Source organism: Corynebacterium sp. HMSC08F01, from assembly GCF_001807545.1.
GTDB lineage: Bacteria > Actinomycetota > Actinomycetes > Mycobacteriales > Mycobacteriaceae > Corynebacterium > Corynebacterium coyleae.
Window position 1 is genome coordinate 1 of record NZ_KV789314.1, and the last position, 20,875, is coordinate 20,875.

Annotated in this window: 21 protein-coding genes; 11 read left to right on the forward strand and 10 right to left on the reverse strand. The window is 58.3% G+C overall.

Features of this window, described 5'->3' with window-relative positions:
* Positions 1–900 (reverse strand): SLAC1 family transporter (locus HMPREF3171_RS06520; RefSeq protein WP_070484094.1); only part of this gene is annotated, 900 nt, incomplete at its 3' end.
* A 151-nt stretch (positions 901–1,051) separates the two neighbouring features.
* Between HMPREF3171_RS06520 and HMPREF3171_RS06525 the strand changes: the two genes are divergently transcribed.
* From HMPREF3171_RS06525 to msrB, 4 genes are all read left to right on the forward strand, one after another.
* Positions 1,052–2,230, forward strand: a complete 1,179-nt coding sequence (locus tag HMPREF3171_RS06525; protein WP_070483776.1) for a multidrug effflux MFS transporter — start codon at positions 1,052–1,054, stop codon at positions 2,228–2,230.
* A 67-nt stretch (positions 2,231–2,297) separates the two neighbouring features.
* Positions 2,298–3,068 (forward strand): pyrimidine reductase family protein, encoded by a 771-nt coding sequence (locus tag HMPREF3171_RS06530; RefSeq protein WP_070483777.1) that lies wholly within the window; start codon positions 2,298–2,300, stop codon positions 3,066–3,068.
* 25 nt (positions 3,069–3,093) lie between these two features.
* Entirely contained in the window at positions 3,094–4,329 is a 1,236-nt protein-coding gene (locus HMPREF3171_RS06535) for a glycosyltransferase family 87 protein (protein ID WP_070483778.1), read from the forward strand.
* Positions 4,326–4,739 carry a peptide-methionine (R)-S-oxide reductase MsrB gene (msrB, locus tag HMPREF3171_RS06540; RefSeq protein ID WP_070483781.1) on the forward strand — a complete coding sequence of 138 codons (414 nt, stop codon included), beginning with the start codon at positions 4,326–4,328 and terminating at the stop codon, positions 4,737–4,739. The genes HMPREF3171_RS06535 and msrB overlap by 4 nt, the downstream gene beginning before the upstream one ends.
* A 13-nt stretch (positions 4,740–4,752) precedes the next feature.
* Here msrB and hemQ read toward each other — a convergent pair whose 3' ends face one another.
* Complete coding sequence (gene hemQ, locus HMPREF3171_RS06545; RefSeq protein ID WP_180950015.1) at positions 4,753–5,457, reverse strand: hydrogen peroxide-dependent heme synthase; 705 nt, start codon at positions 5,455–5,457, stop codon at positions 4,753–4,755.
* Between the two features lie 134 nt (positions 5,458–5,591).
* Between hemQ and HMPREF3171_RS06550 the strand changes: the two genes are divergently transcribed.
* Both HMPREF3171_RS06550 and HMPREF3171_RS06555 read left to right on the forward strand, forming a co-directional pair.
* On the forward strand, positions 5,592–6,230 hold the full coding sequence (locus HMPREF3171_RS06550) for a DUF3000 domain-containing protein (RefSeq protein WP_371325696.1): 639 nt from the start codon (positions 5,592–5,594) through the stop codon (positions 6,228–6,230).
* A 16-nt stretch (positions 6,231–6,246) separates the two neighbouring features.
* Positions 6,247–7,524, forward strand: coding sequence for an HRDC domain-containing protein (locus tag HMPREF3171_RS06555; RefSeq protein ID WP_070451299.1), 1,278 nt, complete (start codon positions 6,247–6,249; stop codon positions 7,522–7,524).
* 4 nt (positions 7,525–7,528) lie between these two features.
* On the opposite strand, the gene dxs is transcribed toward HMPREF3171_RS06555, so the two are convergent.
* The 4 genes from dxs to dut form a co-directional block, all read right to left on the reverse strand.
* Positions 7,529–9,448, reverse strand: coding sequence for a 1-deoxy-D-xylulose-5-phosphate synthase (dxs, locus tag HMPREF3171_RS06560; protein ID WP_070451297.1), 1,920 nt, complete (start codon positions 9,446–9,448; stop codon positions 7,529–7,531).
* A gap of 129 nt (positions 9,449–9,577) precedes the next feature.
* Positions 9,578–10,837: a class I SAM-dependent RNA methyltransferase gene (locus HMPREF3171_RS06565; RefSeq protein ID WP_083292002.1), complete on the reverse strand. Its 1,260-nt coding sequence runs from the start codon at positions 10,835–10,837 to the stop codon at positions 9,578–9,580.
* Positions 10,838–10,839: 2 nt separating this feature from the next.
* Positions 10,840–11,790, reverse strand: a complete 951-nt coding sequence (locus tag HMPREF3171_RS11665) for a DUF3710 domain-containing protein (protein ID WP_083292003.1) — start codon at positions 11,788–11,790, stop codon at positions 10,840–10,842.
* A 71-nt stretch (positions 11,791–11,861) separates the two neighbouring features.
* On the reverse strand, positions 11,862–12,338 hold the full coding sequence (gene dut / locus HMPREF3171_RS06575; RefSeq protein ID WP_246815340.1) for a dUTP diphosphatase: 477 nt from the start codon (positions 12,336–12,338) through the stop codon (positions 11,862–11,864).
* A gap of 56 nt (positions 12,339–12,394) precedes the next feature.
* Between dut and HMPREF3171_RS06580 the strand changes: the two genes are divergently transcribed.
* On the forward strand, positions 12,395–12,916 hold the full coding sequence (locus HMPREF3171_RS06580; protein WP_070483787.1) for a DUF3093 domain-containing protein: 522 nt from the start codon (positions 12,395–12,397) through the stop codon (positions 12,914–12,916).
* A gap of 43 nt (positions 12,917–12,959) precedes the next feature.
* Here the strand turns inward: HMPREF3171_RS06580 and HMPREF3171_RS06585 are convergent, their stop codons facing one another.
* Positions 12,960–13,253: a DUF4193 domain-containing protein gene (locus tag HMPREF3171_RS06585; protein WP_070422359.1), complete on the reverse strand. Its 294-nt coding sequence runs from the start codon at positions 13,251–13,253 to the stop codon at positions 12,960–12,962.
* A 160-nt stretch (positions 13,254–13,413) separates the two neighbouring features.
* Between HMPREF3171_RS06585 and ppgK the strand changes: the two genes are divergently transcribed.
* Positions 13,414–14,232, forward strand: a complete 819-nt coding sequence (ppgK, locus tag HMPREF3171_RS06590; protein ID WP_070484100.1) for a polyphosphate--glucose phosphotransferase — start codon at positions 13,414–13,416, stop codon at positions 14,230–14,232.
* 309 nt (positions 14,233–14,541) lie between these two features.
* Complete coding sequence (locus HMPREF3171_RS06595; RefSeq protein WP_070422357.1) at positions 14,542–15,984, forward strand: RNA polymerase sigma factor; 1,443 nt, start codon at positions 14,542–14,544, stop codon at positions 15,982–15,984.
* 109 nt (positions 15,985–16,093) lie between these two features.
* On the opposite strand, the gene HMPREF3171_RS06600 is transcribed toward HMPREF3171_RS06595, so the two are convergent.
* The 3 genes from HMPREF3171_RS06600 to HMPREF3171_RS06610 are packed head-to-tail and all read right to left on the reverse strand — an operon-like array spanning position 16,094 to position 18,721.
* Positions 16,094–16,657, reverse strand: a complete 564-nt coding sequence (locus HMPREF3171_RS06600; protein ID WP_070451290.1) for a DUF4190 domain-containing protein — start codon at positions 16,655–16,657, stop codon at positions 16,094–16,096.
* A gap of 52 nt (positions 16,658–16,709) precedes the next feature.
* The gene (locus tag HMPREF3171_RS06605) at positions 16,710–18,467 is read right to left on the reverse strand and encodes a DEAD/DEAH box helicase (RefSeq protein ID WP_070483789.1); all 1,758 of its coding nucleotides are present in this window, start codon (positions 18,465–18,467) and stop codon (positions 16,710–16,712) included.
* On the reverse strand, positions 18,464–18,721 hold the full coding sequence (locus HMPREF3171_RS06610; protein WP_070422354.1) for a DUF3039 domain-containing protein: 258 nt from the start codon (positions 18,719–18,721) through the stop codon (positions 18,464–18,466). The genes HMPREF3171_RS06605 and HMPREF3171_RS06610 overlap by 4 nt, the downstream gene beginning before the upstream one ends.
* Positions 18,722–18,769: 48 nt before the next feature.
* Between HMPREF3171_RS06610 and HMPREF3171_RS06615 the strand changes: the two genes are divergently transcribed.
* The gene (locus HMPREF3171_RS06615; RefSeq protein ID WP_083279411.1) at positions 18,770–19,321 is read left to right on the forward strand and encodes a DUF3099 domain-containing protein; all 552 of its coding nucleotides are present in this window, start codon (positions 18,770–18,772) and stop codon (positions 19,319–19,321) included.
* Positions 19,314–20,855, forward strand: coding sequence for a DUF7782 domain-containing protein (locus tag HMPREF3171_RS06620; RefSeq protein WP_070483791.1), 1,542 nt, complete (start codon positions 19,314–19,316; stop codon positions 20,853–20,855). Before HMPREF3171_RS06615 ends, HMPREF3171_RS06620 begins: the two co-directional genes overlap by 8 nt.
* The last annotated feature ends 20 nt before the right edge of the window (positions 20,856–20,875 follow it).

A 20,875-nucleotide genomic window follows, 5' to 3' on the forward strand; every position in this document is an offset into this window, starting at 1 on the left:
ATTCCGGACACACATTTTGTCGCTTAACCCCCAAGCCCCGAAACGTACCGCGCAAATGCTCCAGTGCACAAGAAGCAGAATCAACAGCGCAAAGGATAATTGGGACCACCCCTGGTACCAAGCGCCTAAGCACAGCGTTCCCACCGGGAATGTGGCACCCCACCACCCCGGACCGTAGGGCGAAATTGCCACTACCGCCTGGTAGAAGCAATACATTGCAAACAAGGAACACGGCACTCCGATCACGAACATGACAATGCCGTAGAGGTGGGCGTCGAAAAGCACGGTAGATGCGGCCGTCGATTGCCCGACGACGCCTAGTGGGATCCAGGCTGTACCAGCGGCCGCGCCACTTGGGTGGTAACGGTGGCGCATGAATGACCAAAAGCAATAGGCAAACAGCGGAATTGCCGTTGTCAACGTGAGCCAGAAACACACCACACCGACATAGTGGTAGAGCGCTCCATGCTCATCGGATAGCTGCCCTCCAGACGTTGCGGCCACCATTGGCGTGACCAGCGCAAGGCCCCAGGGAAACGCAGGTTTTCCATAGAGGCTCGGTCGCTTCCAAAACGCCCAAAGCTGCCACAAACACACTAGTGCGGAAAGCGGTGCACCGATCCACCAACTGGCCAACTGGAATCCATCGTTACCGGTCAGCGCGGTCCACGCCGAGCCGCAAGACAGTAGCCCCATCGTGTACATGCCCCACGCCGCCATATTCTGTTGGCGAGGAGGCTCATGTCGAGCGCCCACCGTAAAAACCGCAAGCAACACAGCGGCACACAGGGCGAACGCGATCTGGCAGAGACGAAAGCCATGCAAACCAGACAAGGTGGAGGCAATTGAAGTGCCCATCAAGGCACCAGCCCACGCCGGGCCATACTTTGGCAACTGCATGATAACCACGCTATGCCTGTTCCCAACCTATTAGCGAATCTGCGTGTGCAGCTCCCCCGATTGTTGCCTCTGCTGATCTCGCTCACTGCAATGGTCATGAGACTTCAATAGGCATCGCTTCATCAAAATCCTAAGGGGCTATCCTACCGGCGTGCAGAAACTTTCTGGTGGCCTCCTTGCCGCGCTGGCTTTGTTTACCGCCTCTGGTCCCCTGGGCATCGACATGTACCTCCCGGGCATGCCAGAACTAGCTACGAGTTTGTCGACGACCCACTCATTTGCCCAGATGACCATTACCGGGTTCATGCTCGGTATGGCCCTTGGCAATCTCTTGTTTGGGGCGATTTCCGACGGGACTGGACGAAAGCCTGTCATTATTGTGGCTTCCGCCGTCGCCCTTGTTGCCTCGGTGGCTTGCGCGCTAGCCGATTCCATCGCATTTCTCATTTGCGCCCGCTTCTTCCAAGGTCTCGCAGGTGGATGCGCGATCGTTGTTGCTCGCGCTGTCGTCCCGGATATCGCTCACGGAAAACAAGCCGCGCGCGGACTTTCAGCGCTCATGGCGATCTCCGGGTTTATGCCTGCAATCGCCCCGGTGCTTGGTGGCCTCATCATTCCCGCATTCACCTGGCGCGGCGTTTTTTGGACAATCGCTGCAGTCAATCTTGCGCAGCTCGTTGTCGCTTTGTGGCTCGTTCCCGAGACGCTGCCCTCCCACAAGCGGACAAGTGGCACCTTGCGCCAGATGTTTCCGCGGATGGGGCGCTGTCTACAACGTCCCGCGTTCACTGGATACATGGTGGCTGCAGGTTTGGGCTTTGGCACGCTCTTTTCCTACATCGCGGCTTCTCCCCTAGTCCTCCAATTGCAGCTCGGTCTGAGCCCAACCACATTCTCTCTCGTCTTCGGGAGCATCGCGTTGCTCATTCCACTGAGCAACACGCTCAACATGCGGCTGCTCAAGCGGCACCAGCCGCGCGCGCTCCTTACCGTCGCACTCGGAGTTGATCTCACAGTGGGTGCGATACTCCTCGCATTTTCCATTTTGGGTCCAAGCACCGCAATGATTCCTTTTATCGCAATCCTCTCCGCGATGGCGGGATTCATCATGGCGAATGCTTCCGCTCTCGCTATCGAGGAAGTGCGAGACATCGGTACCGGAGCCGGAACCGGTGTCATGGGGTTCTTCCAATTCATTATCGGTGGACTCGTTCCACCACTTGTTGTGCTCGGCCCAAACCCAGCCGCTGCGATGGCGCTCGGCGTGCTCACCTGCGCTGGTTTGGCGCTTACGGGAGCACGCATCAGCTCACGCTTTCACCGAAGCTGATCAGCTTCAACCCACCACGTTCCAAAACCACGAGGCCAGAAACAAAACCGCTTTACAATTAACGACGATGCTTACCCCCAACACCTCAGACCAGCTTCCCGACTCGATCGACCCGCAGGTATTGATTGGGCCGGTTCTTCCACCTGGGGAGTGCGAGACACGCTTGATTGGTATTGCTTCGCTCACCGGGGTTGCCGCAATCGAGGGAGCATCTGCCGGCTTGGGAAATGCGACCGATTTCGCATTGCTCAACGCCCTTCGCGTGTGGTCTGATGCAGTGCTCGTTGGTGCGGAAACGGTACGAAAGGAAGACTACTTCGGTGCGCGAGTCTCGCCAGAGAAACAGCAACAACGGAAGGAAAACGGGCAGTCTGTCGCGCCTCCGATTGTGGTGTTAAGCCGCAGCCTCGGTTTTGATACGTCCTCGCAGCTCTTCTCCAATAGTCTCGCAGCGCCGATATTCGCCGTCCCCCAGGATATGCTCGATACCCCTGAGGTTGCTGCTCGCGCACATGACATCACCGAGGCTGGTGGCAGCATCCTCCCGCTCGTAGATGACTCCATGCGAACAGCAATTGAAGCGCTGCACATGCACGGTATGTCCCGCATCGTTTGCGAGGGAGGTCCACAGCTCAACACCCAGATGCTGAATGAAGACGCGGTAGACGTATTTCATTACACCATCAGCCCTCACGCAGTGCTGCAGCCTTCTGAAGTGAGGTTGTTCGGGCACAGTGACGACGATCGCAACATCCCCTTTGTTCTCGAGTCGGTTAAAGCAACAACCGATTCCCTGCTGTTTTGCCGTTACCGAAGGGTGCGGGACCGAAAAGGCTAATCGAGCCGGTACGGTATCACCCGTGATGTTGCAAACTCGCCTCCATGATTTTTGGGTCGCCCCAGCGCCCGTCGCGACGCGTTCCCACGCGGAGGTACCAACCTCCACGCTTCGAGGCGCAGGTGCTTTGGCTTGGCCACTGGCAGTCATCTTGATCGTGCACAGGCTTTTTGTCCTCGCACGCACCGGATCGGTGACCGACGACTTCACTACGGTCTGGTCGGCGGCACGCCGCTTCGTCGACCGAGTACCTGTGTACAACGAGATTTACGAGCACGTTGACCCGCACTACCTCTATAACCCGGGTGCTACGCTGCTACTTTCTCCTCTTGGGATGCTTCCAAGTATGGAAAGCGCGAGGCCATTTTTCATCCTGTTCAACGCGCTTTGCATTATTGCTGCAGTCACATGGCTTACGCAGCTAGCGGGCTTCCGCATGTCTCACCCGGTGCTTCCAATCGCATTAGCCCTTGCATTTGTGACGGAAGCCGTGACAAATACCTTGGTGTTTTCGAACATCAACGGTGTACTACTTCTCGCCCTGACTGCGTTTATCGCGTTGTTTCTCGCTAGGCGTGATGTCGGTGCGGGTATCGTGCTCGGGCTGGCGGTCGTCGTCAAGCCAATGTTCGCTCCGCTTCTCGTACTGCCACTGATGAAAATGCGGTGGAAGGTAGTTGCTTGCGGTGTCGCCGTACCTGTATTCCTCAACGTCATTGCCTGGCCGCTGACTCCAGGTGCTCGCGACTACATCGACGTTGTTGTGCCGTATCTAGGCATCACACGCGACTATGCCAACTCTTCGCTCGCAGGTTTTGCCGTCTATTTCGGTATGCCTGCCTGGGCGCACACCATCCTCTTTGTCGTCGCTGCATCTGCTGTTGCGGCGGCGATCATTGGTTTAGCCCGCTGGCGTTATAGCGACGAATGGCTTTGGCTGACCTTGAGCACCGGCGTCCTGCTCGCAGGCGTATGCCTACTGTCCTCACTCGGACAGGCGTACTACTCGATGATGCTCTTCCCCGCCCTGTTTACTGTGTTTCACCGCGCCAGCCCCCTGCACACTTGGCCAACGTGGCTGGGCGCCGTTTTATGTCTCGCGCCACTGAGTTGGGTTACGCCTGACGCGATACTGCTTGGACGGTGGCTGAACACTTTTCTTCCCACATTTGGATGGGCCGTGTTTATTGTCGCGGTGGCATCGTGGGTATGGTCTACTCAAATCACATCGGCGCCACAAAAGGAGAGGACGCGACAATGAGCGAATCCAAACCAAATTACAAGGACTTCACCGAAGCACAGTGGCGAGAAAAACTTAGCCCTGAAGAGTTTCGGGTCCTGCGGGAGGCCGGCACCGAGGCACCCGGTGTGGGCGAATACACCAACACCACCACTGAAGGTGTCTACCGCTGTAGAGCATGTGGTGAGGAACTGTTTCGGTCCTCAGAAAAGTTCGACGCACACTGCGGGTGGCCAGCATTCTTTTCCCCACTGGCGGGCGATCGGATTATTGAGCGCGAAGACCGCTCTCACGGAATGATCCGTACGGAAGTGCTCTGCGCGAACTGTGGCTCTCATCTCGGCCACGTGTTTGCCGGCGAGGGTTTTGACACCCCCACCGACCTGCGTTACTGCATCAACTCCATTAGCCTGACGCTGGAAGAGGCCTAGGGGCTCATCCGGCCTACGGCAGGATGTTGATGATCTCCGCGATGTCGCTGACGCGACGTCCGGTCTGGAACGGAACCTCCTCGCGCACGTGCAGGCGGGCCTCGGTGTAGCGCATCGTCTTCATCAGGGCCTCAATGCGCTCGAGCGTTGGCGCCTCAAATGCCAGCATCCACTCGTAGTCGCCGAGCGTAAACGCCTCGACGGTGTTCGCGCGCACGTCCGCAAAGTCGCGGGCGGCTTGGCCGTGTTCAGAAAGAATTCGGCGACGCTTCTGGGGGTCCATGATGTACCAGTCATACGAGCGAACGAAGGGGTAGACCGTGATCCAGTCACCCGGTTCCTCCCCCATAATGAAACTCGGCAGGTGGGACTTGTTGAACTCTGCAGGACGGTGCAAACCGTTGCCAAGCCAGCTCACCTCAACGAGCTGACCGAACGCAGTCTCACGTCGGAAATCAGCCAGTGCCTTTTGTAGGTCGGAAAACTCTTCTGCGTGCCACCAGATCATGAAGTCTGCATCAGCACGAATGCCGGTGTTGTCGTAGATGCCACGAACAACAACGACGCCCTCTTCTTCAAGCTTGCGGAAGAAAGCCTGCGCTTCTTCGATGATACGAGTACGTTCCGTCCCAAGAGCACCGGGAATTGCACGGAACACTGCAAACTGCAGATAACGCTGCGTGGCGTTGAGTTTCGCAAAGTCAAGCTTGGCCATGATGACGCTCCTTCCCTGCCGATACGGCAGATCAAACTAAAGTCGTAATGAGTCTACGCTGTCGCACATTGCGTCTCGACGATATGTCGGCGCGCCTCCCCCACCACACGCAACGGGTCGATACCTTTATGCGTGTGATGAATCCGGACACCACCCCCCAGACCTCCACACATAGTGCGGATACGCTCGGGGAAGGCGCAAACGAGAACTGGCCGGCGGATTTTTCTAAGGCCGTCGAGTCAATGCATGCAGCCCAGCTGCGTCCTGAGATTTCCCTCGGGACTATCCGACCGCCGCAGCGACCAGCACCGTTTAGCCATGCTGTGGGGCTCGAAGTAGTCCACCCGAACGAGGACGGTGACAACATCCCGGTCGATTCAGAAGGCGATGCTTTCGGCCGACTAATCCTCCTGCACTCCCCTGCCGCCGAGGAGGCCTGGGAGGGCACCATGCGGCTGGTGGCCTATATCCAAGCGGACATGGATGATGCTGTGGCGTCAGACCCGTTGCTACCTGACGTCGCTTGGCAGTGGCTCAATGAATCGCTCGCGGAGACCAGTGCTGGGTTCACTAATCTTGGCGGCACGGTTACGTCGACCGCATCAGTACGCTTCGGTGAGATCGGCGGACCTCCCCGCGCATACCAGTTGGAGATGCGCGCCTCCTGGACTGCTGAGGGGATCGACTTGAAGAGCCACGTCGAGGCTTTTTCCAAGGTTTTGGCCCATGTTGCCGGGCTTCCACCAGAGGGTGTGACACAGCTCAACGCACGCTAGGGCATACTTACGCAACATGACATCCCAGGTGCAGTACCACCTCGTAGAAACTCCCGAGCAATTCTCTCGCGCAGCGGCGGCATTGGCAGAAGGTCGAGGCGCTTACGCCATCGATACCGAGCGCGCAGCGTCATTTCGTTATGACGACCGAGCGTTTCTCGTGCAGATTTATCGACGAGATACCGATACGTACCTGTTCGCCCCGGAAGGCAACCGAGACGCGCTTCATGATGCCCTCGCTCCCGTCATCAACGGTGAGGACTGGATTATCCACGCTGCCGTCGATGATCTTAAGTCGCTCGCAATGCTCGGTCTCTACCCAGGCACAATCTTTGACACAGAACTCGCATCCCGCTTCGCAGGGTTTAATAGGCCAAATTTGGCGGCGATGGTGCAGCACTTCGTAGGAGTAGAACTTAAGAAAGGTCACGGCCACGAGGACTGGTCCACCACACCTCTGCCACCGACGTGGCAAGAATACGCAGCGCTAGATGTGGCACACCTCCACGATCTCGCAGAGGCTCTCGCCGAGCAATTGGACAACGAAGGCAAGCTTTCGTTCGCCGAGCAGGAGTTTGAGCGGATTGTCAACGAGCTCGGACCGGACAACGCACCCTTTAATGAGACATGGCGTGACATGAAGGGAGTGTCAGGGCTACGCTCCGCCAGGAGCCTGCAGCTCGCTAAAACGCTGTGGACCGCCCGCGACGAACATTGCCGAAAAGAAGACATCTCTCCCGGTCACATGCTCTCGAGCGAATCAATCGTCACCATCGCTCGTACTGTGCCATCTTCCCCATGGGAACTGCGAAACTGCCTGCGCTACCGCTCGCTCAACACAACGAAAGCCAAATTCTGGTTTAGTCTCGTCGAACAGGCGCTCGCTGAGAACCCCGAACAATGGCCAACCCCCGCGCAGCCTGCACCGACTGACCCTCCCGCAAAAATTGTGTGGGAACGCGACTACCCACGTTCCTGGCACGCATTGCAGTCGGCGCGAAAGTACGTCTCTGAAGTGGCGACGCAACAAAACATCCGTCCAGATATGCTGCTCTCTTCTGCAGTGCTGCGACAAGTTATGTGGACTGCCCCAGACTCCGACGCCGTATGGAGTACTGACGCTGCTGCTATGCAACTGAAGCGTGCTGGGGCACGCCCATGGCAGATCGCCCTTACAGCACCGCTGCTCGCGCGGGCCCAAGCTGAAGCGAAAGCAGCAAGAATCCCGCAGGGCAAAACCCCGTCATCTGGACGAGCTGCAGCACGTCGCCGTCGCAGGAAGCGCGCTCAATAGCGCCTTACTCGCTGTCAGCGAGTCGCTGTGCCCACTCTCTAATCTGCAGGGTGGCAGACTCCGCATCGAGTCCGTACTCCTGGAGGATTTCGTCGCGGGACCCGTGCAGGGGGAACACATCCGGAAACGCGAGTTGGCGTAGCGGTGTGTCCACCTCTGCTGCCGAAAACGCCTCAGCGATAGCAGATCCGACGCCGCCTCGAATGATGCCGTCTTCATAGACCACAACCATGTCAGCTTCGACAGCCAGGTCACACAGCGCGGCGTTGACGGGAATGATCCAACGGGGATCGACAACAGTTACGCGGATACCGTCGTCGACAAGCGCATCTGCAATCTCGAGCGCGGCCTGACCAAATGCGCCGACGGCAACGAGTAGCACGTCGATTTCTGAATCGCTGCTATCACCTGTGGGTTCGGCGAGGATATCTACACCGCCGACGTTTCGCAGTGCCGGGATCGTCGGGCCGGCAGAGCCCTTCGGGAACCGTACGATCGTCGGGGCGTCGTCGACAAGAAGGGCCTCCCTGAACTCTTCGCGCAACGACTGAGTATCTCGAGGTGCGGCGATACGGACACCCGGAACAATCGATGCGATCGCCATATCCCAAACACCGTTATGGCTTGCGCCGTCGGAGCCAGTTACGCCCGCACGGTCCAGCACTAACGTAACCGGCTGGTGGAGCAAACCTGCATCCATAAGCAACTGGTCAAAAGCACGATTGAGGAAGGTCGAGTAAATCGCCACAACCGGGTGCAATCCACCGAGTGCCATACCAGCGGCAGACGTCACTGCGTGCTGTTCCGCAATCCCCACATCGAAGAACCTGTCTGGAAACTGCTCACCAAATGGCTGCAGACCGGTTGGCCCCGCCATTGCCGCGGTGATCGCGACAATGTCATCGCGTTCGTGCCCTGCGCGAAGCAGCTCTTCGGTGAAAGCTGCGGTCCAACCTGGCTTAGAGGTGGCCAGTGCTTTTCCTGTTACAGGGTCGATCACGCCGGTAGAGTGCATCTGGTCGGCTACGTCATTGACTGCCGGGGCGAAACCGTGGCCTTTCTCAGTGACAACATGCACGATCAACGGCCCCTCGTAGCGCTTGGCATACTTAAAGGCGTTGAGCAGTGCCTTGAGATCATGCCCCTCGACTGGACCGACATATTTCATACCAAGGTCCGGGAACATTTCGGTTGGAAGAACCTGATACTTCACGCCCTCCTTGAGCGCATGCAATGCATCAAAGGTCTTCTCTCCGACCCACCCCATAGATTTGAGGGTCTTTTTCCCAGACTCCATGACCTCGTCGTAGCCAGGCTGGATCCGAATAGCGGCTAGCTGGTCACGGAGCTTGGTCAGGTTATTGGCCAGCCCGCCAATCGTCGGAGAGTACGAACGGCCGTTGTCGTTAACCACGATGACAACGTTGCGGTTTCCGGCCGCGATGTTGTTGAGTGCTTCCCAACACATGCCACCTGTGAGCGCTCCGTCACCGACAACTGCGATGACGTGATCGTCCGAATTACCGGTGAGTTCCTTCGCTTTGGCAAGACCGTCCGCATAGGACAGCGAGGCGCTGGCGTGGGAAGATTCGGTCCAGTCGTGTTCTGATTCAGATCGCGACGTGTACCCAGAAAGACCGCCCTTCTTGCGCAAGGAATCGAACTGGTTCGCACGTCCAGTCAAAATCTTGTGCACATACGACTGATGCGACGTGTCAAAGATGATTGGGTCGTTCGGGGAATCGAAAACGTAATGCAGCGCCAGTGTCAGCTCAACAACGCCGAGGTTCGGTCCGAGGTGTCCTCCGGTTGCTGACACTTTCTGGATGAGCAGCTGCCGGATCTCGTCCGCGAGCGCGTTGAGCTGGCTCGGCGCGAGCTTCTGCACGTCTGCCGGTGTCTCAATATGCTCGAGCAGTCCCACTATCCTGTCGCTCTCCTTCAGGTTTTTCGCCGCGATGCGGTCCGCATCTGCAGTGTTCCCGTATGGTTTCCGCACGTTGCGTAGTGCGGAATCGGTTCTGGTCAGCTTACACTCCGAAATTGGTTGACCCTATTCCTCCGCACCACCATTGTGGTCAGGCACAAGTGATGCCATGACCTCAAAATGGTGAGTATTGGGAAAAGCATCGATAAGAGCGATGCGCTCGACTCTAAATCCGTGCGCGCCAAAGCCTGCGAGGTCGCGCGCAAAGGTTGCTGGATCACAACCGATGTGAATGATGCGTTCTGGAGCCGCTTGCGCAATCTTGTCGACGACATCACGCCCTGCCCCTGACCGGGGCGGATCTAAGACAACAAGTCCCGGAGCCGGAAGCTCGCTGATTCCAACTTCCACCTTCGCATTGTGGCGATGCACATCAAACTCGTCTTCCACTGGCTGTGGGTTCGCCGTCGCCGAAGCGGAGTAATCAACACTGTCGATCCTGCCGCCGCCGATTGCCTCATTGATCGCAGGCACAAATGCACCGACGCCTCCGTACAGATCCCATCCGTTACGGTGCGTGTAGTTGTCGCTTCCCCATTCTTTAATGAGGTCGCTATAGGTTTGCGCCGCGTTGAGGTGCGCTTGCCAAAATGCTGTAGGGGGAAAGGAAAACTCGTGACCGTCTACCACCTCGGTGACCAACCCCGGGCCTTCAAGCACCTTGTGAATACGCTCAACGCGTCGGCCACGCTGCGCCGACTGTGTTTCCACAACGTGACGTTTCCCGCGGGCATCCACGACCGCCACAATCTCACTGCCGGGCGTGTATCGAGCCGCGTCGTCGCCAATGATGCCGTCGAGTACTTGCGGCGCGACCTGACTACACACGACACCACCGACAACGTCTGTCGATTTCAGTGCACGCATTCCGGCTCGTCCTTGCGGGTCGACGCCCATGCGGACACGGGTGCGCCAACCAGTTCTGGGATCAAGCTCCACAACCCGCAATTGCTTCTCGACGACATCCGCATCGACAACACCACTCTTGCTCGCAAGCGCACCGAGTTGGCCAAGAAGAACGTCGCGTTTGAGCGAGACCTGCACCGCCGGGTCAATGTGCGCGAAGTCGCAGCACCCCGCACCTGCTGCTGCCGCAGGACAAGCCGATCCGACCCGGTGAGGCGATGGATCCACTACTTTGACAAGCTCTGCACGTGCCCAGCGTTTTTTCACACGGGCCAGCTGCGCTTCAACCGTGTCGCCGGGAATTGCTCCCGCGATGAAAACGACGCGCCCGTCTGGGGCGTCGGCGATGCCTTCTCCCCCGTGTGCCATTGCCCTCACAGACAACTTGAGCACGAGGCCGACAGTAATCTCGTCAGTCACAGCTACTCGGACTTACCGCGTCCGGCTTGGCGCTGAGCGCGCTGCGCCTCACGGAATTCGCGGAGCTGCTTTTGGCCTTCGACATTTTGAGCGATGATCTTCTGCAACGCGTCGCTCAGCACGTTCGGGTTACCCTCCGCGGGGGCTTCCTGAGCGCCCTGAGCCTGCTGAGCACGCGCCTCCACAGCCTCTTGCACCTGCTTTGCCAGCTGCTCAGGAAGCACAACGGGGAGAGAGTTTCCAGCAAGAATCGGGTCGTCGCCACGGTAAACAAACGAGCGCGCGACCGTTTCACGACCAAGTTGCGCAAGCTGGTCTTCCGAACCGGACGGAGCAGCAAGTGTCACGCGGTAGAGCCAGCGCGGCCCCTCCACACCGATGATTCGAATGACGCCGTTAGTACCGGTTCCGACGATCTCTTGACCCCAGGGTCCCTGCTCAACTTCGACGGGCATACCCTCAGAACGCATACCTTCGATGATCTCTTCGGAAGATTCCTCCCACAAACCACCGGTTCGCGGAGCAGCGAACGCCACCGGGGTCAGGCGGCCGAAGCGGGTGACGATGTGAACCATCTTGGGGCCCTGCTCGCCCATCTCCACCTGGACCTGAGATTCCTTCGGCAGTGGAATCCGGATGGATCCGAGGTTCAGCGTGGCCTGGGAGAAGTCCGAAAAGTCAAAGTCATCAATGTTGACGTTATCGCCATCGAACGGACCCGTGGAGCCATTGATCGGGTCATAATCTGTAAGGACCTGCACGCCTTCTGCCACACGAAGCTCCGGCGCCTCTACCTGCGCATCTGCCGTAGCAGATGCCGACTGGGTATCAGCAACCGATTCGGGCGCCTCAGCCTCGGACGCTGCCGGTGCCGCGGTTGACTCCTCTACAACCTTCTGCGGTTCCGGGGTTGTTTCGGCTTTCTTCTTCCTCCTGAACGGCCAGATTGCCATTGCAGGTACCTCCTCTAAATTCTCAGTACGTTTTCGTCGCTAAAGACTGTAGCCCCCAGAGCGACACAGAGTTAGTTCGTGCCAGTCGATCCGTAGCCGCCAGCGCCTCGGACCGTCTCATCGAGCTCGTCTACTTCTTGAAAGCTTGCCAGTTCCACACGTTGCACGACGAGTTGTGCGATACGCATTCCACGTGTGATGACAATCGGCTCAGACCGGTCGGTGTTAATGAGGCACACCTTGAGCTCGCCCCGGTACCCTGCATCGACGGTTCCGGGAGTATTTACAATGCTCAAGCCCTGCTTTGCTGCGAGCCCGGAACGCGGGTGAATCAATCCCACTGTGCCTACAGGAAGCGCAATCGCAATTCCTGTGCCAATAAGCGCTCGCTCACCTGGCTGGAGCGTCACATCCTCTGCGGAGTAAAGGTCAGCTCCGGCATCTTCCGGGTGAGCCCGGTGAGGCAAGGGCAAAACAGGGTCAAGTCGCTTAACTGCGATTGGGCCGATGGTGTCGTCGATACGCGCGATTGATTGTTGCTCTTCCACGCTGCCAACCATACGGCAGCTGGGTTCCTCCGATATCAATGCCTAAGGTATGAGGGGTGACTACGAACCCAGTGAATCCTTCCGACACTTCCGCTCCGGATGCACCGAAAGTGCTGTATACCGAGCGCCAATGGGTGCCTTGGTACTGGTGGGCTGCAGTTGCAGGCCTGACGCTGCTCCTCGCAGGCGAGCTCGCACTGAACCGCAACATGTGGTGGTTTGTCGGCGGCTTTGTTGTCGCAGGCGCGTTGGCGGTCTGGTTTTTAGTATGGCTGTCGCGCTACACCCTAACCGTTGAGCAGGACCCTGACGGGACCCGCTGGTTGCTCGCCGGGGATGCGAACTTGCCCAGTACGGTCGTGGACCGCGCGACGGTTGTGCCGGCTTCCGCCCGCCAGAATGCTTTGGGTAGGCAACTCGATCCGGCAGCGTTCCTCATCACGCGGTCGTGGGTGCCCGAGCATGTTCTTCTCGTGCTCGATGACCCTGAGGATCCGACGCCGTATTGGCTTATTTCAGCAAAAGACCCGGAAGCCGTGCTTGATGCATTCGTTCCGGGCCTTAAGGACCGCTCCTAATCCCCACGAGGAGCGGATAACGGCTTGCGCCGCCTGACACTAATTACTCGCAGTCGAGGCAGATCTTGGAGCCGTCGTCCTCGACATAGGCGAGGCGCTTGTTCTTTTGCACCAAGAAGCAGGACGCGCAGGTGAATTCGTCTTCCTGGCGTGGCTTGACCTCAACATTGAGTTCCTCACCCGAGAGGTCCTGCGTCGGGGGCTCGACAGGCTCGACGATTTCCCCATCATCGTCCATGCTGCTGCCTGCAACCTCTGCTGCCTTCAGGCCTTCGAGGGAGTCGGTTTCGATGTCGTCGTCCATGCGGCGGCGCGGCGCATCGTAATCGGTGGCCATGCTTGATGTTCCTCCAGCTCAACGTCGTGCTTGATCGCGCCTCTACACGCGATATTTGAGCGGAATACTAAAGCACGTCCATGCTTCTGTCATCTTTGCTGGTAGAAAACAATTTTTTCCACACCATCCGCACAAGGGTGCAACTTTGTACACTGCGCTCATGACCTCACCTCATCCACAAGCCGAGTCACACGCACCACGCACGATCCAGTCCTCTCCCCGGTTCGGCTTTGGAGTTGACGTTGGAGGCTCCTCCCTGAAGGCTGCGGTTGTCGACCTTCACAGTGGCGAATTTCACGGTGAAAGACTTGAGGTGGCTACGCCACAACCGGCGACCCCTGACGCTATTGCAGAGGCGGTCGCGCAGTTAACGCGTCAAGCAGCATGGTCAGGCCCGGTTGGGATTGCGCTTCCGAGCGTGATTGTCCGCAACATTGCTCGCACTGCGGCGAATATTGACCCGACTTGGGTGGGCACGGATGTGGTTGAGCTCTTCTCTACCGTGCTGGGGCACCACGATGTCACTGTGCTCAACGATGCCGACGCAGCCGGGCTTGCGGAGGTGTCTTTCGGATGCCCCGAAGCACAGCGCGGCTCTGCCTTGTTTCTGACGTTTGGCACGGGTATCGGCTCAGCGCTTCTAGCTAACGGTCAGCTCTTTGCCAATAGCGAGCTCGGGCATCTGCTTATCGACGACACGGAGGCCGAACACCTTGCGTCATCCGCCGTGCGCACGAGGGAAGGCCTTTCTTACGACGATTGGGCCAAGCGCGTGGAAACTGTTCTTTGCGAATACGAACGACTCCTCAACCCGGATGTCATCATCGTTGGCGGCGGTGTTTCGGAAAACAGTGACCAGTGGGTTCCACTGCTGAACGTCAACACTCCAGTAGTTGTGGCCAAGTTACTGAATCGAGCAGGCATCGTGGGCGCTGCCAAGGCCGGTGCCGGTCATGTCGCTGGCTCACCTCATAGGTAAATCCTGTAGGGTGTTGACATTCTGCATATTCGGGCTACGCGCCCATACGTGCAGTAGGCACATAAAAATGGAACGTTCACCTGCTTGCTAGGATGGGCGTTCTGAAAATTTTTATGTGCTTGCGTACCCTGGTTTTCCAGTGGTAGCAAACACTGCACCAACTGCACTTCACAACGATGAAGTGCACATCGCAGTGGTTGTGGGCCGAACCTCTTGCGAGGTCCCGGCCCCGAGATAGTCTGATGAGTCGAAAGGGCGTACGTGGTAGCCAGCGAAGCTTCAAGCAACAACACCGTTCATGGCGAGCCTGTGGATCCGTCAAACGGTGGCGAGAGCAACGGTTCCGGTACCGACTCGAAGCCTGCCAAGAAGACGGTGAAGAAAGCAGCCAAAAAAGCAGTGAAGAAAACCGCGAAAAAGACTGCTAAAAAGACTGCGAAGAAAACCGCGAAAAAGACAGCCAAGAAGACGGTAAAGAAGTCCGCGAAGAAAACTGTCCGTAAGTCTGCGGCGAAGCGCACCACAAAGGCTGCTCAAACCGCTGCAGCGAAGGCGGACGAAGCCGAGACCGAGGATCTCGAGGCAACAAGCGCGGACGACGAGTCCTTGGATCCGACAGATGCCGAAGATTACGACCCGGACATGGGCGACGATGAGGACGACGCGTTCGACGAAGATCTCGACGGTGCCATGGACGACGCCGACGAGACCGAAGACGAAGATGACGAGGAAGAAGAGGACGACGGTTCTTCTGTCTGGGACATTGAAGAATCCGCCGCTCTACGCCAAGCACGCAAGGATGCTCAGCTGACCGCATCCGCGGACTCTGTTCGTGCCTACCTCAAGCAAATCGGCAAGGTTGCACTTCTTGATGCAGAGCAAGAGGTCTCTCTTGCGAAGCGCATCGAGGCAGGACTCTACGCACAGCACCGTCTCGACGAGATGGCACGTGCTGCTGCAGAAGGCGACAAGGATGCAAAGCTCACGCCTGCGGTAAAGCGTGATCTCCGCGCGGTAGCTCGTGATGGCCGTAAGGCAAAGAACCATCTGCTCGAGGCGAACTTGCGTCTCGTCGTGTCGCTGGCCAAGCGTTACACCGGTCGCGGGATGGCATTCCTGGATCTGATTCAGGAAGGAAACCTTGGCCTCATCCGTGCCGTTGAGAAGTTCGACTATTCCAAGGGCTACAAGTTCTCCACCTATGCCACGTGGTGGATCCGCCAGGCAATTACGCGTGCTATGGCAGACCAGGCCCGCACCATTCGTATTCCGGTGCACATGGTCGAGGTCATCAACAAGCTTGGCCGCATTCAGCGTGAGCTGCTGCAGGACCTCGGTCGCGAGCCAACGCCGCTCGAACTGGCAAAGGAAATGGATATCACCGAGGAGAAGGTCCTCGAGATCCAGCAGTACGCTCGTGAGCCGATTTCGCTCGACCAGACGATTGGTGACGAGGGCGATAGCCAGCTCGGCGACTTCATCGAAGACTCCGAGGCAGTCGTTGCCGTGGATGCCGTGTCCTTCACGCTTCTACAGGATCAGCTGCAAGACGTTCTGCACACGCTCACCGAACGTGAGGCTGGCGTCGTTCGCCTGCGCTTTGGCTTGAGCGATGGCATGCCGCGCACCTTAGATGAGATTGGTCAGGTCTACGGCGTCACGCGTGAGCGTATCCGCCAGATCGAGTCGAAGACGATGTCGAAGTTGCGTCACCCGTCGCGCTCCCAGGTGTTGCGCGACTACCTGGACTAAATTTTCACGCGACAAAGCTCAGCGCCCCGGCCAGATCATGTATCTGCCGGGGCGCTGAGCTTGCGCTTTACTCGGTGCTACTCGTTTACGGCGAGTATCACCGCGGTCTTTAGTTCGAGGACCCTTCCATTTCATTTATCTTTTCATTGAAGCCATCTTCGATGCACTTCTGGTATGCAGCGTTGTCCGATTGGTACTGTTCACAATCGCCGATGATGTCCTTGGCAAAGTACACACCCCAGAAGATCATCACCGCAGTTGCGATCATTGCGAAAGCGCCTAGGACCAGGCCGGTCACCGCCATGCCTTTGCGGGAACCCGGCCCCACGATGTTCTTCGATTTACGGATACCAACGATGCCGAGGATCACCGCGATGACACCAAGAATGATGGCACCGAACAACGTGAACATGGCAGGGATCGAGAGAATGCCGAAAATCAAGGCTGCCATTGCAACGCCATTAGGTTTCTGCTCCCCTACCGGCGCTGTGCCGTAGGGCGCGCCGTAAGCGGAGGGGCTCTGGGCCGTGTCATAGCCCGCTGGTGCCTCATAGCCCGCGTAGTTGTTCGCTGTGTCGTAGCCTTCCGGCTGCGGCTGGTTATAGGGCGAGACTCCCTCAGGGTGGCCGTTCGGGTCGTTCGGGTAACCGTTGGGGTTGTAGCGGTCAGTCATTCGTTTCTCCTCGTTTTACGTAATGTGCCCGCCCACTGTACCGACTTCGGTGTCACCAGTCACGAAGGTATGCGATGCGCTCTCGGAGCTGTTCCGCGCTACACAGTGCAGTCGGTGGACCTCCGCAGGCCTTTCGTACCTCGGTGTGGATCGCACCGTGTGGGCGACCAGTTTTGCTGGCGACGATGGATACGCGCGCGTTGAGTTCGCTGCGTAGCTGAGGGAGTTCGTCAGCTGCAGTTGCGCTTTGGGGCGTGTCCTCCACCGGCTGTGTTACCTTCTGCGGCTCCCCGAGGAGCTCTGCTCGTTCACGAGCGCGTCGTTCCTCTGCCCGGCGCGCTTTTTCTTCAGCATCGCGTGCGTCGAGTTGGTCGGCCTGACGTTTGGCCAGCAGGGTGCGTACTTGCTCGGCGTCGAGGAGGCCGGGCAGTCCGAGGAAGTCTTGTTCCTCTGCAGAGCCGGCGACTGTTGGGGTGCCGTAGGTGGATCCGTCGAAGATCAGCGAGTCGAGCTCCGCCGATGCTCCGATGGTTTCGTATCCGGAGGTTTCGTCGGGTTCGTTTTGGGTGCGGTTGGCCTGCTCGAGCAGTTCGTCGGACCAGCCGGATTCGCGGTGAGGTTTGCCTAGGACGTGGTCGCGTGAAACCTCCATTTCCTCAGCCAGGCGCAGCAGCACTGGGACGGAGGGCAGGAAGACGGAGGCCGATTCGCCGGGCATGCGGGAACGGACGAAGCGTCCGATGGCCTGGGCGAAGAACAATGGTGTGGATGCTGAGGTTGCGTAGACGCCGACGGATAGGCGCGGCACGTCGACGCCTTCGGACACCATGCGGACAGCGACCATCCATTCGTCGCGAGATGCTGAGAATTCGTCGATTCGATCGGAGGCGCCTGGTTCGTCGGAAAGAACGAGCGTGACTGGGGTGTTGGAAAGTTTTTCCAGGATCTTCGCGTATGCGCGGGCGGTGGTTTTGTTGGTGGCGATGACTAGTCCGCCAGCGTCTGGCATGTTTGCGCGGACTTTCATCAGGCGGGTGTGTGCAGCATTAAGGACGGCTGCGACCCAGTCACCTTTCGGGTCCAGTGCGGTCTTCCATGCACGTGCGGTTTGTTCGGCGTTCAGTGGTTCGCCGAGGCGAGCTGAGTACTCCTCCCCTGCTGAGTCCTTCCATTGTGCTTCGCCGGAGTATGCAAGGAACACCACGGGTCGGACGACGCCATCGGCCAGTGCGTGGGAATAGCCGTAGGTGTAGTCCGATTCTGAGACGAGGTGGCCGGCGCCGTCTTCGACGTAGCGCACGAAAGGGATCTGGGAGTCGTCGGAACGAAATGGTGTACCGGTCAGAGCGAGTCGGTGTTCGACGTCGTTGTATGCCTCGTAGACACCATCACCCCAGCTCTTGGAGTCACCTGCGTGGTGGATCTCGTCGAGAATCACCAGCGTGCGTCGTGCTGAAGCGACAGCATGGTGTTTGAAGGGGTGCATACCTACTTGCGCATACGTGACGACGATGCCGTCGTAGGCGGCGTTGACTGCCGAAGAGTTGGTGAAGTTTGGGTCCAACGACATTCCGAACCGCTTGGCGGCGTCCGACCACTGGTGCTTGAGGTGCTCGGTTGGTACGACGACGATAATGCGCTGGACGGTGCGGTCAGCGAGCAGGGTCGAGGCAAGCGTGAGCGCGAAGGTGGTCTTACCTGCGCCGGGCGTTGCCACAGCCATGAAGTCGCGTGGCTTGGTACTCAGAAACGAATCGAGGGCCTCCTGCTGCCATTTGCGCAGCGAAGGCCCAGAAGACGCGGCTGTCACTTGCGGCGCAGCCCCTTATAGATCCGCTCGCAGTCCGGGCACACCGGAGAGCCGGGCTTTGCTTGTTTTTTCACCGGGAAGGTTTCGCCACACAGGGCGACGACCATTTTGCCGGAAATCGCAGAGTCGACAATTTGGTCTTTTTTGACGTAGTGGAAAAACTTCGGGGTTCCGTCGTCGGTTGTCGACGAGGTATCTTCCCGCAAATCCGGGCGTTCAAGTGTCTTCGTCGTCGTGTTCACGCGCTCTATCATGCCCCAAATTGAGCGAGAGGTTAAGCCGGAGGGCTAACCTCGACGCATATGAGCACCAATGAGAACGTTTCCCCCGATTCTGATCCGCGGGACCGAGCCCGTGACGGGTTGTTCTCTAGTTTGAGCCAGGACGATCAGACGGTTGACGCTCAAGCCGAGGATGTCGTCGACTCCTCTGTGCCTCACTCGCGTCGGCGTCGTCGCATGGCCCGCGCTTTGATCACAGACGCGGTGACGAGTCCTGAACAAAACCGGCAGTCTCGTGAGAAGCAGTACGCCATTTTGCAGGGGCTTCGCCTACCGTTCATCCTCGCCGCGATCTGGGCTGCGTGGATGAGCTGGTGGGTGCTGGCGGCAATATTGTTCGTCGTCTCGGTACCGCTGCCTTGGATTGCGGTGGTGTTGGGCAACGCACAGGGCGAGAAGCGGGATGCACGCTCAAAAAACGTGTACAAGCCTGCGGTAGTGCGTGAGGAGATTCGGTTGGAGAATTCTCGTCGTACGGCGCTCGAGAGTTCGTCGTCAAGCACGGCAAACGTGCCCGATATCATCGATCACGACGACGGTGGGGATGATGCAACAGGAGACAACGATGAGTGATTCAGTAACGGTAAGCCCGGAGACAGCGAAAACTCTTGCCCAAGCATTGGCAAAGGCCGGTTTTACGTCCGCAGGGATTGCTGAGCACCTTGGGCCAGCCGCGACGCAGGCGATGTTTCGCGGTGAGCCTGGAGTAGTGCGCCACGCGTGCCAGGATGGGTTCCGTTTGTCGCGGTTGATCCGGTTTTTTATCTTGCGCGAGCCATGCACCGCAGCGGAACTCAGTGATGTGCTGTCGCAAGAGCTTGTGCAGCTGCTTATCGACGACTGCGTGGTCGCCCCTGCAACCGACAATGCCGAACTTCACATCGCACTCGATGTGCGCCCGCATGTGATCGCAGATAAGGAGCGCTTTGTCTTTTCCGATCTCGACGCGTCGATGACCGACATCGTCCCAGGACACGATCATGTTCTCGGCGTTGGCGCCGCTTCCTTATCACTGCTTTCGGCTGCGCCTCAGACACCGGTGTCATCTGTATTGGATTTGGGAACGGGTTCGGGGGTGCAGGCACTTGCACAGGCCCACGTTGCTAAGAGAGTTGTCGCGACAGATGTTCACGGTCGAGCGCTGGACTTAGCTCGAGCGACGTTTGCTGCCAACGGTGTAGACAATGTGGAACTGAGGCAAGGAAGTTGGTTTGAACCTGTTGCGGGCGAACGGTTCGACCGCATTGTGGCCAACCCCCCATTTGTTGTCGGACTACCCGAGGTGGGCCATGTCTACCGCGATTCAGGCTTGGATCTTGATGCGGCCTCCGAGCTCGTTGTCTCCGGCGCAGTAGAACATCTTGCCGAAGGTGGCCGTGCTTTCATCCTGGGTTCCTGGGTGCACAGCAAGGATGCGTCCTGGCAGTCTCGAGTGGCGTCGTGGTTGCCCAGCACAGGAGTGAACGCCTGGGTGCTGCAGCGCGATGTTGTGGATCCAGGGATGTACATCTCCACGTGGCTTCGCGACGAATCCATCGACCCCCGCTCTACTGAAGGCATCGAACGCACCGAACGGTGGCTGGAGCACTTTGCGCAAAATAACGTCACTGGAATCGGGTTCGGGTGGATCGTCTTGGAAGATATCGGCGATGCCTCAACTGAGGTCACCGCTGAGGAACTATCCCAGCATTTCACTGACCGCTTAGCACCGGAGGTTGAAGAATACTTCCTGCGTAGCGATTGGCTGCGTGGAAAATCCTTCGCCGAAGTTCTTGATGCCCAATACATGCTGCGCCCAGGGGTCGCGCTTGAGGAGGTCAGTTTGGCCGACACCGAAACCGGTATCGGCTTCGCACCCGAGGTCATCCGTGTGACTCGCACGGACGGGCCACGGTTTACCCATACCGTGGATGCTGGGGTGCTCTCCGTTATTCGTGGGCTGCACCCGCAAGGCCTTGCGCTTCGCGACGTCACTGGGCTCTACGCTGCTGCCAACGGTATTAACGACGAGGCTGCACTACATGAACTTGAGCAATCCAGCTCGGCAGCCATAGTTGATCTTGTCCGTCATGGCGTTGTCCTACCCGCAGAAATCGCCGCTATCTGATCAGAAAACAGAGGAATATC